At 70.1% G+C, this 13,241-nt stretch carries 12 protein-coding genes and 1 pseudogene; 6 read left to right on the top strand and 7 right to left on the bottom strand.

The window, feature by feature from the left end; translation table 11 throughout:
• The first annotated feature begins 73 nt into the window (after positions 1 to 73).
• From ACFOSH_RS05155 to ACFOSH_RS05165, 3 genes are read left to right on the top strand one after another with little or no spacing between them, the layout of a single operon-like run.
• Positions 74 to 991 (top strand): ABC transporter ATP-binding protein, encoded by a 918-nt coding sequence (locus tag ACFOSH_RS05155; protein ID WP_378237505.1) that lies wholly within the window; start codon positions 74 to 76, stop codon positions 989 to 991.
• Complete coding sequence (locus ACFOSH_RS05160) at positions 988 to 2,031, top strand: alpha/beta hydrolase family protein (protein ID WP_378237506.1); 1,044 nt, start codon at positions 988 to 990, stop codon at positions 2,029 to 2,031. Before ACFOSH_RS05155 ends, ACFOSH_RS05160 begins: the two co-directional genes overlap by 4 nt.
• On the top strand, positions 2,028 to 2,774 hold the full coding sequence (locus ACFOSH_RS05165) for an ABC transporter permease (protein ID WP_378237507.1): 747 nt from the start codon (positions 2,028 to 2,030) through the stop codon (positions 2,772 to 2,774). Before ACFOSH_RS05160 ends, ACFOSH_RS05165 begins: the two co-directional genes overlap by 4 nt.
• A gap of 140 nt (positions 2,775 to 2,914) precedes the next feature.
• Here ACFOSH_RS05165 and ACFOSH_RS05170 read toward each other — a convergent pair whose 3' ends face one another.
• Entirely contained in the window at positions 2,915 to 3,460 is a 546-nt protein-coding gene (locus ACFOSH_RS05170) for a TetR/AcrR family transcriptional regulator (protein WP_378237508.1), read from the bottom strand.
• Between the two features lie 43 nt (positions 3,461 to 3,503).
• On the opposite strand from ACFOSH_RS05170, the gene ACFOSH_RS05175 reads away from it, so the two are divergent.
• Positions 3,504 to 4,625 carry an FAD-dependent monooxygenase gene (locus tag ACFOSH_RS05175; protein ID WP_378237509.1) on the top strand — a complete coding sequence of 374 codons (1,122 nt, stop codon included), beginning with the start codon at positions 3,504 to 3,506 and terminating at the stop codon, positions 4,623 to 4,625.
• Here the strand turns inward: ACFOSH_RS05175 and ACFOSH_RS05180 are convergent.
• Positions 4,570 to 5,244: a response regulator gene (locus ACFOSH_RS05180; protein ID WP_378237510.1), complete on the bottom strand. Its 675-nt coding sequence runs from the start codon at positions 5,242 to 5,244 to the stop codon at positions 4,570 to 4,572. The genes ACFOSH_RS05175 and ACFOSH_RS05180 overlap by 56 nt on opposite strands.
• Positions 5,219 to 6,840: pseudogene (locus ACFOSH_RS05185) on the bottom strand (sensor histidine kinase). Before ACFOSH_RS05185 ends, ACFOSH_RS05180 begins: the two are co-directional and overlap by 26 nt.
• Before the next feature lie 107 nt (positions 6,841 to 6,947).
• On the opposite strand from ACFOSH_RS05185, the gene ACFOSH_RS05190 reads away from it, so the two are divergent.
• Together ACFOSH_RS05190 and ACFOSH_RS05195 are read left to right on the top strand one after the other, a co-directional pair.
• Positions 6,948 to 7,157: a hypothetical protein gene (locus tag ACFOSH_RS05190; protein ID WP_378237511.1), complete on the top strand. Its 210-nt coding sequence runs from the start codon at positions 6,948 to 6,950 to the stop codon at positions 7,155 to 7,157.
• Positions 7,154 to 7,912: a hypothetical protein gene (locus ACFOSH_RS05195; RefSeq protein ID WP_378237512.1), complete on the top strand. Its 759-nt coding sequence runs from the start codon at positions 7,154 to 7,156 to the stop codon at positions 7,910 to 7,912. The genes ACFOSH_RS05190 and ACFOSH_RS05195 overlap by 4 nt, the downstream gene beginning before the upstream one ends.
• Positions 7,913 to 7,939: 27 nt before the next feature.
• Here ACFOSH_RS05195 and hutI read toward each other — a convergent pair whose 3' ends face one another.
• From hutI to hutU, 4 genes are read right to left on the bottom strand one after another with little or no spacing between them, the layout of a single operon-like run.
• Complete coding sequence (hutI, locus tag ACFOSH_RS05200; RefSeq protein WP_378237513.1) at positions 7,940 to 9,106, bottom strand: imidazolonepropionase; 1,167 nt, start codon at positions 9,104 to 9,106, stop codon at positions 7,940 to 7,942.
• Positions 9,094 to 10,398 (bottom strand): formimidoylglutamate deiminase, encoded by a 1,305-nt coding sequence (locus ACFOSH_RS05205; protein WP_378237515.1) that lies wholly within the window; start codon positions 10,396 to 10,398, stop codon positions 9,094 to 9,096. Before ACFOSH_RS05205 ends, hutI begins: the two co-directional genes overlap by 13 nt.
• On the bottom strand, positions 10,395 to 11,591 hold the full coding sequence (locus ACFOSH_RS05210) for an allantoate amidohydrolase (protein ID WP_378237516.1): 1,197 nt from the start codon (positions 11,589 to 11,591) through the stop codon (positions 10,395 to 10,397). The genes ACFOSH_RS05205 and ACFOSH_RS05210 overlap by 4 nt, the downstream gene beginning before the upstream one ends.
• Positions 11,588 to 13,240 carry a urocanate hydratase gene (gene hutU / locus ACFOSH_RS05215; RefSeq protein ID WP_378237517.1) on the bottom strand — a complete coding sequence of 551 codons (1,653 nt, stop codon included), beginning with the start codon at positions 13,238 to 13,240 and terminating at the stop codon, positions 11,588 to 11,590. The genes ACFOSH_RS05210 and hutU overlap by 4 nt, the downstream gene beginning before the upstream one ends.
• Between the last annotated feature and the right edge of the window lies 1 nt (position 13,241).

The raw sequence follows: 13,241 nt of genomic DNA on the forward strand, positions 1-13,241 counted from the left end.
GCCGATGACTTCGGGTCGATGTCCGCGGGGGCCTCCTCATTGAAGACTCAAGGGACCACGAAGGAGGACGCGGATGATCACGCTTCGAGGACTCACGAAGCGCTACGGCGAGAAGACGGTGGTCGACGGGCTGACCTTCGCCGTCGAATCGGGCAAGGTGACCGGATTCCTCGGTCCCAACGGTGCGGGCAAGTCGACGACCATGCGGATGACGCTCGGCCTGGACACGCCGAGCGCGGGCGAGGTCCACATCGACGGCACGAAGTACGCGGACCTGCGGCACCCGCTGCGCGAGGTCGGCGCGCTGCTGGAGGCCAAGGCACTGCACCCCGGCCGGAGCGCGGGCAAGCACCTCCTGGCGATGGCGCGCAGCAACGGGATCCCGGACAGCCGGGTGGACGAAGTGCTCGCGACGGTCGGGCTCACCGACGTCGCGGGCAAACGGGCCGGGACGTTCTCCCTCGGCATGGGGCAGCGGCTCGGCATCGCCGGCGCGCTGCTGGGCGACCCGCGCGTGCTGATGTTCGACGAGCCGGTCAACGGCCTCGACCCCGACGGCGTCCGCTGGGTGCGGCACCTGATGCGGTCGCTCGCGGCGGAGGGCCGCACGGTGTTCGTGTCGAGCCATCTGATGAGCGAAATGCAGCTGACCGCGGACAGGCTGGTCATCATCGGCAAGGGAAAGCTGCTGGCCGACGCACCGGTCGACGAATTCATCGCGGGTAATTCGCGGACTTCGGTCGCGGTGCGGGTGCCCGTTCCCGTCGAACTGCAGGCGCTCGAACAGCGTCTCCGGTCCCTCGGCGCGACCACGGAAACCGACCGGGATGAACTTCTCGTGCACGACCTCCCGGTGCACCGCGTCGGCGACACCGTGCACGAACTCGGGATCCGCGTGCACGAACTGGCGGAGCGGACCGCCTCGCTCGAACAGGCCTACATGGAACTGACCGCTTCGTCGGTCGAATACGGAACGGGAGTCGCGGCATGAAGGCACTCATGGTCTCGGTAGCGGTGATCGCGGGCCTGCTGGGAGCACCGGCGATCGCGTCGGCCACCCCGGCGGCACCGGCTTTGTCGCTGCCCGCGCCGGGTGGCCCGCTCCCGATCGGGCTGCGCACCCTGCACCTCACCGATCAGCAGCGGGCCGACCCCTGGGTGCCCGAAAAGCGGCGGGAGCTGATGGTCAACGTCTGGTATCCGGCCGTCCCGATCGGGCGCGCGCCCTTGTACATGACCGAAGCGGAGTCCGCGGCGGCGGTCGCCGGGCGGAAACTCGACCTGCCGCCGGACACGCTGAGCAAGGTGCGGGTCCACTCGCGGGAGAACGCGCCTTCCCTGCCGGGGCGACGTCCGCTGGTGGTGCTGTCGCCGGGCGCTGGCAACAACCGGATCACCCTGACCTCGGTGGCGGAACACCTTGCCTCACAAGGTTTCGTGGTCGCCGGGGTCGACCACGCCTACGAAGCCTGGGCGACCGAGTTCCCCGACGGGCTGCGCCAGTGTGTCGCTTGTGGACAGCAGCCCGACCCGTGGCCCGCCGCGATCGCGAACCGCGCGATCGACACGTCGTTCGTCGTCGACACCCTGCTGAAGGACCGGCGCTGGTCGATCGACGCCGGGAAGATCGGGATGGCCGGTCACTCCGCCGGGGGTTCGGCGACCGCCGCTTCGATGGTCTCCGACCGGCGGATCAAGGCGGGCGTGAACGTCGACGGCCCGTTCTTCGGCATCGTCTCCCTCGACCGGCCGTTCCTGCTGCTGACCAGCCCGACCGGCGAGAAGTACTACCGCGAATCCTGGAACGAGACCTGGCCGCGGCTGACCGGGCCGAAGAAGGACTTCCTGGTCAAGGACAGTGGTCACTCGTCGGTGACCGACGCGGCGATCCTGGTCGACCAACTGGGGCTGCGGCCGCACATCCCGCCTGCCGAGGTCGAGAACCAGTACGGCTCGATCGATTCGGTGAAGGCGCTGAAGTTCTTCCGCGATGAGCTGTCCGGCTTCTTCAAGCAGTGGACCGCACGATGAACGCGGCCTCTTCGGAATGGACGAAGTTCTGGTCGGTCCGGTCGACTTGGTGGTGCCTGATCGCCGGCGTCTTGTTGATGCTCGCCTACTCCGGTGCGGTGGGCCTGGCCGCGAACGCGGGCGTCGAACGCTCGATGGCCCCGCACGCCGTGGTGACCGGGGCGGCTTTCTACCTCACGCAGTTCGCCGTGGTCGCGCTGGCGACGCTGTTCATCACGAGCGAATACGCCAGCGGCAGCATCCGCTCGACCCTGCAGTGGGTCCCGGTGCGGAACCGGGTCCTCGCGGCGAAGTCCGCCGTCCTGGTGCCGGTGCTGTTCGGCTACGGCGTCCTGAACACGCTCGTCGGCGTGGCGATCTCGGCGCCGCTGATCCCGGCGCGGGATTCGTCGGTGGGCGACGTGCTCGCCACGTCGGCGGGCATGGGCGGCTACTTCGCACTGCTGGGCCTGCTGTGCCTCGGTCTGGGGACGGCGCTGCGGAGCACGGCGGGGACGATCGTGACGATGTTCGTGCTGCTGGTGATGATCCCGATGTTCGCCGGTTCACTGGGCGGCGAAGACGCCCTGAACTACTTCCCCGGCTTCGCGGGTGTCAACGCGATGCTCAACGCAGGGGAGCCGAACCCGATCTTCGGCGGCGTCGCGCCCTACGCGCCTTGGGTCGGCATCGCGCTCTGTATGGCTTGGGCTGCGGCCGGTCTCGCCGCCGGTTCCACCGTCCTGCGGCGCCGCGACGCCTGAGGGAGAGCAAGGGACCTTTGCTATCGCCGGCCCCTGCGGCTGACGTCAGGTGGCGCGGCCGGTCCGTGAAGGCCTCCTTCCCTACTCTCAAGGTAGGGAAGGAGGCCTTCACGGACTTTGGCGATACCAAAGGTCCCCCGCTACCCCGCCACCCCGAGCCCCGCCAGCACCTCCCGCGCCCCCCGCGTCAGCTCCGCGAGATCCGGCGGCCGCAGCGACCCGGTCCCGGCCAGCGCGTCGAAGATCGTCCCGTCCAGCCACGCGACGAGCACCCGCGCGTGCCGCTCCGGCTCCGCCGAGCCGCGGTCGGCCAGCACCTCGGCGCACCGCCGCCGGATGACCAGCCCCCCGCGGTCGTAGGCCTCGCGCAGCTCCGGCCGCCGCGTCGCCTCCAGCGCGAATTCGTACCGCGCGAGCATCCGCGTCCGCCCGCCCGTGATCGCCGCGTGGGCGAACCCCGCCACGTACTCGGCCAGCCCGCCGGGCGGCGGGTCGAGCGTGACGTCGTCGAGTTCGACCATCCGCGAGATCGCCAGTTCCAGCAGCGCGGCCCGGGTCCGCGCGTAGTACGAGGTCGAACCCGACGGCAGCCCGGCGAACTTGTCGACCGCGCGATGCGTCAGCCCCCGCATTCCTTCGGCCGCGATCACTTCGATGGCCGCGTCCCCGATCGTCGCCTTTCGCACTCTACAAGTGTAGTAGTACTCTACACATGTAGAGGAGGTCGACATGCGCAAAGCGATCGTGGTCGGCGGAGGAATCGGCGGACTGACAGCGGCTATCGGGCTGCACGGCATCGGCTGGGAGGTCACCGTCCTGGAGCGAGCCCCGGAACTCACCGCCGCCGGCGCCGGCATCTCCCTGTGGCCGAACGCCCTGCGCTCACTCGAAACACTGGACATCCATCTCGGCACCCTGCAGGAACAGTCGTCGGGCGGGCTCCACGACCGCGACGGCCGCCGCATCACCCGGTGGGACGCCGAGGCGTTCCGCCGTCACCACGGCCGCCCGCTCGCCGCCATCCACCGCGCCGACCTCATCGGCGCACTCCGCGACGCGCTGCCCGCCGGCCTCGTCCGCACCGGCACGGAGGTCACCGGCCTCGACGATCTCGACGCGGACGTCATCGTCGCCGCCGACGGAATCCACAGCGGCGTCCGGAAACAGCTGTGGCCGCGGCATCCCGAACCGGTTTACAGCGGCAGCACGGCCTTCCGCGCGGTGACCGCCCTCCCCCGCGCGGCCGAACTCAGCACGAGCTGGGACGACGGCGCCGAGATCGGCGTCATCCCGTTGCACGACGGCCGCGTCTACTGGTGGGCGAGCTACGTCGCCGAAGCCGGAATCCGGCACGAAGACCCGAAGTCGTTTCTGAAGGAGCGCTTCGGCGGCTGGCACGCACCCATTCCCGAGCTCATCGACGCGACAACGCCCGAGACGCTGCTCCACCACGATCTCTACCTGCTCGGCACTCCCCTGCCCTCATACGTGAAGGGCCGCGTCGCCCTTCTCGGCGACGCGGCGCACGCGATGCCGCCGTTCCTCGGCCAAGGCGGCTGCCAGGCGATCGAAGACGCGGTCGTCCTCGCCGCCGCGCTCAGTACCACCGAAGACATCGACGCGGCCTTGAAGAGCTACGACGAGCAACGCCGCCCGCGCAGCCAAGCCGTCGTCAAAGCCTCGGTCCAAGCCGGGAAGGTAGGGCCACAGCTGCGCAACCCGCTCGCCGTGGCCGTCCGCAACGGCGTGTTCCGCCTGCTCCCCGGCGCGCTCACCGCCCGTATCGGCGCCGGCGTCAGCGGCTGGACCCCTCCCGTTCCCCGCCGACCAGCCCCGCCTCGTACGCCGTGATCGCCGCCTGCACCCGGTTGCGCGCGCCGAGCCGGTTGAGGATCGTGCTCACGTAAGCCTTCACGGTGCCCTCGACGACGAACAGCTTCGCCGCGATGTCCGCATTGGACAGTCCGGAACCCAGGAGTGCCAGCACTTCCTGCTCGCGCGGCGTCAGCTTGCCGATCAGCGTCTTCGCCTCTTCGGCACGGGACACCTGGTTGCCGGAGAACCGGGCGATGACCCGCTGCGCGACCTTCGGTGAGAGGAAGGCCGCTCCACCGGCGACGGCGTGGATCCCCGCGAGCAACTCGCGGGGATCACCGGATTTCAGCAGGAATCCGCTCGCGCCGAGGCCCAGCGCGCGCTCGATGTAGGCGTCCTCGCCGAACGTGGTCAGCATGATCACGCCGATCTCGGGCAGCAGCCGCCGGATCTCCTCAGCGGCCTTGAGCCCGTCCATGACCGGCATCCGGATGTCGAGCAGCACGACATCCGGCCTGGTCGCGCGCGCCTGTTCGATAGCGGCACTGCCGTTCTCGGCCTCCGCGACCACTTCGATCCCGGCGTCCGCCGCCAGGATCGCCGACACTCCGGCGCGGATCATCGCCTCGTCATCGGCCAGCACCACCCGGATCATCCGGGTCCCCCTTTACTCGTCTTCACTGATCAAGTCCTTCGACACGAGTTTCCCGGCGGTGAAGCACAGCCGGTAGGCCTCGTAGTTCAAGTTGAACACGGTGCGCTCGGTGCCGTAGTACTCGCATGTCGCCCCGGCGGGCACCGGCGGTTCCACCTGACGCGGCCGCGCGATCCGCTGCCCGCCGGGCAGGACGCGCGCGATCTCCGCCCGCGTCTGGCCCGGCGACATGCGCTCGTAATCCGCACCGGCGAGTACGGAGCCATACCACTGGACGAGGAACACGCTCCCGCTGATAGCGACCACCACGCCGAAGAGCCCGATCGGCACGACGACAGCCTGAATCAGGCTGCGCCGGACGTCACGGCGGGCGCGTTCCAGTTCCCTGGCCGAAACCGACTGCCCCACCTCGGCGTCCATCGCCGCCTGGCTCTCCGGCGATTCCTCCGACGGCGCCGCGTCGTGCGGCAAGGTCGCGCCGACCTCGAATCCGCCGTCGTGGGGGCCCGCCCGCAAGGTCCCGCCGACCAGCCGGACACGCTCGCGAAGGCCGATCAGCCCGCGTTTGCCCGAGGTCCGTCCCGGCAGCGGCCCCGCGGGAGGCGCGGCGTTGGTGACCACGACGTCCGTCCGTCCCTCCGAACGCACGACGCGGACGGTGACGGCGGCACCGGGAGCGTGCTTCACCACGTTCGTGACCGATTCCTGGACCACGCGATACGCGGCGCGGTCGACCATCCTCGGCTCGCCGTCCACCGGGCCGTCCACGGAGGAATCGATCAGCACGCCCGACGCCCTCGTGCGGTCGAGCAGGTCGTCGATGCTCTCGTGCACCGGTTCGGTCGGCGCGTCGTCCTCGCGCAGCACCCCGATGATCTCGCGCAGCCGCTCGGTCGCCGTCGCGGCGCTCTGCCGCAGCTCGCCCGCGGCCTGCCGCTGAGGCTCGTCGAGCCCGCCCGCGACCTCCAGCGCCGCCGCACGCACCGCGATGAGACTCAACTCGTGCCCCAGCGAGTCATGCATGTCGCTCGCGATCCGGGTGCGCTCGCGCAGCCGCGCACGGTCGGCGACGAGGCGCTGACGGCTCTCCATCTCCTCGGCGCGGCGCCAGCCGTCGCGCGCCATGTCCTCGCGCTGCCGGATGTACCGGCCCATCAGCCACGGCGTCACCGACGCGAAGACCAGGACACCGAGCAGGGCACCCCAGGACGCGAAGCCGTCCTTGCTCCACACCAGCGCGACGGGAACCGCGATCATGGAAACGACGGTGAAGAGGCGCAACATCGGCTTCGCGACCGGTTGCCGGTAGCCGGCGAGGTAGCTGACCGCGACCAGGACGAACCCTTCCCAGATCGGCACCCGGCCGCCGAAGCTGCCCATGACGACGAAGCTGGCGACCATCGCGATCCCGAGTGAGACCAGCGGATACCGGCGCGAAACCGCGATCGCGGCGGTGGTCGCGGTGAGCCCGGCGACCAGTTCCCACGGCCGCGTGCTGGACCCGGCGTCGATGACCACCCAGCCGCAGAGCCCGAGCCACAAGGCGACGTCCATGACCAGCCGCCGCCCGCGCCGCACGGGTTCCTCAACGTCCATCACAGGCCTGGACGCTACAAGTCGCGCCGAACGGTCCGCCATGGACGAAAGTAAAGGTCCCCCGATCATCGGGTCTCCGCCGGATTCATGAGGCATGATGATCGACCATGGCCGAGCGCACACTCACCGGCCAGCTAGGCGGTCCTGTCCCGGCAGGCATCGAAGCGCTGGCCGACAACGAAAAACAGGACCTCTCCGACGCGTTGCGCGACGCGCGCCACCGCCAGGCCAAAGCCTTGGCCGAAGCGGGCGAAGAGGGCCTGAGGTACGTACCCGCGCTTCTGCGCGGCACCATCCGCAAGGTAGTGGGCCTGTGACCACCGAAAACTTCGCTTCGCAGGCGGAGATCCTCAAACTCGCCCGCGTCCTCGGCACCACCCCCGAACGGCTCTCCTACCTGGAGAACGTGGACGCGGCGGAGCTTCAGACGTTCCGTGAGCAGGTCACGGACACGCTGTTCGACGCCAACCTCGCCGCCCTCGAGCGGATGGCGATGGCGAGCAAGCTCGTCCCGAGCCCGATCCTCGCGAAGATCGCCGAGAAGGTCTTCGGCCCGCTTCTGTGCGCGCGGATCGCCGGGCTCGTGGACGCCTCCAGGGGCGTCGACGTCGCGAAGCGGCTGAAGCCGCAGTTCCTGTCCGACGTCGCGGCCGAACTGGACCCGCGCCGGGCGAGCGCGATCATCGCGCGCATCCCGCTCGACACCGTCGTCGCGGTCGCCGGGGAACTGGTGCGCCGCGAGGACTGGATCACCGTCGGCCGGTTCGTCGGCCACCTGCCCGATCCGACGGTGCGCCGGGCCCTCGGCGTCATCGGCGACGAGGCGCTGATCCGGATCGCGTTCGTCCTCGACGACAAGAGCCGGATCGATCACGTCCTCGGGCTGCTCTCCGAAGCCCGGTTCCGCGGCCTCCTGCAGGTCGCGGCCGCCGACGAGGAGCTGTGGGCGCCGGTGCTCGACCTGCTCACCCATCTGAGCGAGAAGCGCGTCGAGCAGTGGTCCCACCTGCTCGGCGAACTCCCGCCCACCCTGCGCGAACGCATCGAGGAAACCCTCGACCAAGCCTCCTGATCCCGGCGGGGGAGCAAGGGACCTTTGCTATCGCTTTCCGGCGAAACCGCTGGTCAGCAGCTCGCCGCGCCGCCAGACAGCGGCCGTGAGCGGCACGCCGGGCCGGTACGCGAGGTGCGTCGCCGAAGGCGCCTCCAGTACCTGAAGGTCGGCTCGCGCCCCAGGCCGCACGAAGCCGACATCGTCGCGCCGTAGCGCGCGAGCGCCGCCCGCCGTCGCCGACCACACCGCTTCGTCGATCGTCATCCGCATCTGCAGCACCGCGGTCGTGACGCAGAACGCCATCGACGTCGTGTACGAGCTGCCCGGGTTCGCGTTGCTGGCCAGCGCGACCGTCGCTCCCGCGTCCAGCAGCCGCCTCGCCGGCGCCAACGGCTGCCGAGTCGACAGGTCGCACGCGGGCAACAAGGTCGCGACGGTGTCCGAAGCGGCGAGAGCCTCGACGTCCGCTTCGCTCAGGTACGTGCAGTGGTCGACACTCGCCGCCCCCAGCTCGACGGCGAGCCGCACCCCCGGCCCCTCCCCCAGCTGATTCCCGTGCACCCGCAGCCCGAGGCCGCGTTCCCGCGCCGCCTTCAGCACCCGCCCGGACTGCGTCTCGTCGAACGCGCCGGTCTCGCAGAACACGTCCGCCCACCGCACGAGCGGCGCCACGGCGTCGAGCATGTCGCCGCACACCAGGTCCACATAGGACTCCGCGTCCGCGCCAGGCGGCACCAGATGCGCGCCGAGGAACGTGACCTCGTCGGCCACCTCGGCGGCGATCCGCGCAGACCGCACCTCGTCTTCGACGTTGAGCCCGTACCCGGTCTTCGTCTCCAGACACGTTGTGCCCTGCTTCGCCGCTTCGTCGACGTGACGCCGCAGGTTCGCCGCCAGCTGCTCGTCGGAAGCCGCCCGCGTCGCGTCGACGGTGACCGCGATCCCCCCGGCGCTGTACGCCTTCCCTGCCATCCGCGCCTCGAACTCGGCCGTCCGGTCCCCGGCGAACACCAGATGCGTGTGGCTGTCCACCCAGCCGGGCAGTACCGCACGGCCGTCGACGTCGATCCGCTCGTCCGCGTCGGGCGCGTCCGCCGCCGAGCCCGCCCACGCGATCTCATCACCCTCGATGACGACGGCCGCGTCGCGGAGTTTGCCCAGCTCGGCGTCGTTCGTGGTGAGCTCGCCGATACCCGTGATCAGGACTGCCACAATGCTTCGATCTCCTTGGCCAAGACCGTTTCCGGCCGGTCGATCAGCTGATGCGCGCCACCGCGAACGATCTCACGCCCGGCGACGACGACATCCCGGACGTCCGCGCCGGAGGCGGCGAAGACCACCCCGGACGGCTCGATCCCGGCGGTCCGCACCGAGCCCAAGCCGACCGTGACCAGGTCCGCGCCCGCTCCTGGAGCCAGCTCTCCGACCTCGTCCCAGCCGACGGCGCCGTGATCCGTCGCCGCCGCGAGCAGTTCCTCCGCGGTGAACCGGCCGCGCCGCTCACTGGCGAGCCGCTCGTTCAGCTCCAGTGCCCTGGTCTCCTCGAACGCGTCGACGACCGCGTTGCTGTCACTGCCGAGCGACAGCCGCACCCCCGCGTCCAGCAACGTCCGAGCCGGGCCGATCCCGTCGCCGAGATCCCGCTCGGTCGTCGGGCAGAAGCATGCACGGCTTCGCGCCTCACCGAGCCATTTGACGTCGCCCGCTGTCAGGTGCGTCGCGTGCACAGCGGTGAGCCGATCGGTGAGTACGCCGTTGTCCCAGAGCAGCCCCGTCGGAGTCCAGTGATAGGCCGCCATGCACTGCTCGTTCTCGGCCCGCTGCTCGGAAAGGTGGATGTGCAGCGGCCGATCCTCGGGCGTCCCCTTGTCCACTTCGGACAGTTGATCTTCGGGGACGGCACGCACCGAATGGATCGCGCCGCCCACCCGGAACGTCTCCCCTTCACGCAGTTCGCCGACTCGTTGCGCCCAGTTCGTGGCGGAACCGTCGGAGAACCGCCGCTGGACCTCGTCAGGCTCCACACCTATGCCGCCCGCCAGGTAGCACGTGTCGAGGAGAGTGAGCCGGATCCCGGCGTCCGCGGCGGCCTGCCGCAGCGCCTCGCCCATCGCGTTCGGCTCGGCGTAAGGCTTTCCGCCCGGCGCGTGGTGCAGGTAGTGGAACTCGCCGACACTCGTGTACCCGGCCAGCACCATCTCGGCGTAGACCCCGCGCGCCAGGCGGTAATACGAGTCCGGCTCCAGCCGCGACGCGAGCGAGTACATCCGCTCGCGCCACGTCCAGAAGGTCCCGCGGTCATGATGCGTCCGGCCGCGCAGCGCGCGATGGAACGCGTGCGAGTGACCGTTGGCGAAGCCCGGCAAGGTCAGTCCACTCAGGACGGTGCCCGTGCGAGGCGCGTTCGCGGCCACGGAAGTGATCTTCCCGCCGTCGACCTCGATCCGGACGGCATCGGCGATCCCGTCCGGCAGCCAGGCCCGCTCACACCAATATGTCGTCATGTCGACAGTTTTTCCAGGACGTCCGCGAGCGCACGGGCGCCATGGTCGACGTCGTCGGCCTCGGAGAACTCCTCCGGGGAATGACTGATCCCGGTCGGATTGCGCACGTAGAGCATCCCGGACGGGACGAATCCGGCGAGGATCGCCGCGTCGTGCCCGGCCCCGGTCGGCAGCTCCGGCGGCCCGCCCAGCCAAGTGCCCAAGTCGCGGCGCAGCGCGTCGTCGAAAATGACGTCGTCCGAGTAAGACTCCCTGGTCACCTCGACCCGGCAACCTTCCTGACCAGCGGCTTCTTCGGCCAGCTTCGCGATCTCCGCGACCAGTTCGGGCGTATCCGTGCCCGGCACCCGCGCGTCCAGCCACAGGTCCACAGTGGACGCGATGACGTTGGTCCCGCCCGGAACAGGCACGAGCCTGCCGACAGTGGCCCTGGCGTCGGCTGTCGCCTTCGCCAGCTTCCGCACGGCAAGGACGGTTTCGGCCGCCGGGATCATCGGGTCGCGACGGTCGCCGATCAGCGTCGCACCGGCATGATTTCCCTGCCCCTGGAAGGAGAATCGCCATCGACCATGCGCGATCACCGTGTTGCCGACGGCGACCGGCGAGCCGAGGTCGATCAGCCCGCGCCCCTGCTCGACGTGCAGTTCCAGGAACCGCCCGATCAGGCCGAGGCGTTCGGAGTCGCGGCCGAGGAGTTCGGGATCGAGACCGGATTTCGCCGCCGCTTCGGCGAACGTGACGCCTTCCGGATCACGCAGCCCGCGCGCCTTGTCCGCGTCGATCGTCCCGGTCAGCAGCCGCGAGCCGAGGCACGGCACGCCGAAGCGCCCGCCCTCTTCTTCCGCGAAGACCACGACGGCGAACGGCTTGGCGGGGCGGAATCCCTTGGCCTGCAGGATCTCCACCGCGTCGAGCGCACTCGCGACGCCGAGCGGACCGTCGAAGGCGCCACCTCCGGGAACCGAGTCGAGGTGGCTCCCGGTGACGACGGCGTCCGCGCCGGGCGTACCCCACCAGGCCCAGATGTTGCCGTTGCGGTCGGTCTCGACGCCCAGTCCCAGCCGTCCGGCGCGTTCGACGAACCACGCGCGCAGCTCGGTTTCGGCCGCGTCGAAGGCGTGACGGGAGTAGCCGCCGCGCTTCGGGTCGCGGCCGACGTCCGAGATCTCCGCCAGCAGCGAGGACGCGGTCACTCGGCGTCCCGCATGGGCACGCGCACGCCGCGCTCGTCGGCGACCTCGGCGGCGCTGTCGTAACCGGCGTCGACGTGCCGGATGACGCCCATGCCCGGGTCGTTGGTGAGCACGCGCTCGAGTTTCTGCGCGGCCAGCAGGGTTCCGTCGGCCACGCTGACCTGGCCCGCGTGGATGGAACGGCCCATGCCGACGCCGCCGCCGTGATGGATCGACACCCAGCTGGCGCCCGAGGAGGTGTTGACCAGCGCGTTCAGCAATGGCCAGTCGGCGATCGCGTCGGAGCCGTCGGCCATGCCTTCGGTCTCGCGGTACGGCGAGGCGACGCTTCCCGAGTCGAGGTGGTCGCGGCCGATGACGACCGGCGCCTTCAGTTCGCCACTGGCGACCATTTCGTTGAACCGCAGGCCCGCGAGATGCCGCTCGCCGTAGCCGAGCCAGCAGATCCGCGACGGAAGCCCTTGGAAGGCGACGCGCTCGCCGGCCAGTTTGATCCAGCGCGCGAGGGATTCGTTCTCCGGGAACAGTTCCAGCATCGCGCGGTCGGTGGCCGCGATGTCCTCGGGATCACCCGACAGCGCCGCCCAGCGGAACGGGCCGTTGCCCTCGCAGAACAGCGGGCGGATGTAGGCGGGCACGAAGCCCGGGAAGTCGAACGCGCGCTCGCAGCCGCCCAGTTTCGCCTCACCGCGCAGCGAGTTGCCGTAGTCGAAGACCTCGGCGCCCTTGTCGAGGAAGCCGAGCATCGCTTCGACGTGCTCCGCCATCGATTCGCGGGCGCGTTCGGTGAACTCGTCGGGCTTCTTGTCCGCGTAGTCCTGCCACTCGTCGACACCGATGCCCTTGGGCAGATAGGAAAGCGGGTCGTGCGCGGAGGTCTGGTCGGTGACGATGTCGACCTCGACGCCGCGGCGCAGCAGTTCGGGCAGCACCTCGGCGGCGTTGCCGACGACGCCGACGGACAGCGCGCGCTTCTCCTTCTTGGCGGCTTCCACGCGGCGGATCGCGTCGTCGAGGTCGTCGGCGACCTCGTCGAGGTAGCGGGTCTCGACGCGGCGGTGAGCGCGCTGCGGGTCGCATTCGATGACGAGCGCGACACCGTCGTTCATCGTGACGGCCAGCGGCTGCGCGCCGCCCATGCCGCCGAGTCCGGCGGTGACGGTGAGCGTGCCCTTGAGAGTCCCGCCGAAGCGCTTCTTCGCGACGGCGGCGAACGTTTCATAGGTCCCCTGCAGGATTCCCTGCGTGCCGATGTAGATCCAGGACCCGGCGGTCATCTGGCCGTACATGGTCAGGCCCTGTGCTTCCAGGCGGCGGAATTCCGGCCACGTCGCCCAGTCGCCGACGAGGTTGGAGTTCGCGATGAGCACCCGCGGCGCCCATTCGTGCGTGCGGAACACGCCGACCGGCTTGCCGGACTGGACGAGCAGCGTCTCGTCACTGTCCAAAGTGGTCAGTTCGCGGGTGATCGCGTCGAAGCTGGCCCAGTTGCGGGCGGCCTTGCCGGTGCCGCCGTAGACGACCAGGTCTTCCGGGCGCTCGGCGACCTCGGGGTCGAGGTTGTTGTGGAACATCCGCAACGCGGCTTCGGTCTGCCAGTTCTTCGCGGTGAGCGTGGTGCCTCGGGCGGCACGGACCGTGCGGGTCATG

Source organism: Amycolatopsis speibonae, from assembly GCF_042647925.1.
Classification (GTDB): domain Bacteria; phylum Actinomycetota; class Actinomycetes; order Mycobacteriales; family Pseudonocardiaceae; genus Amycolatopsis; species Amycolatopsis speibonae.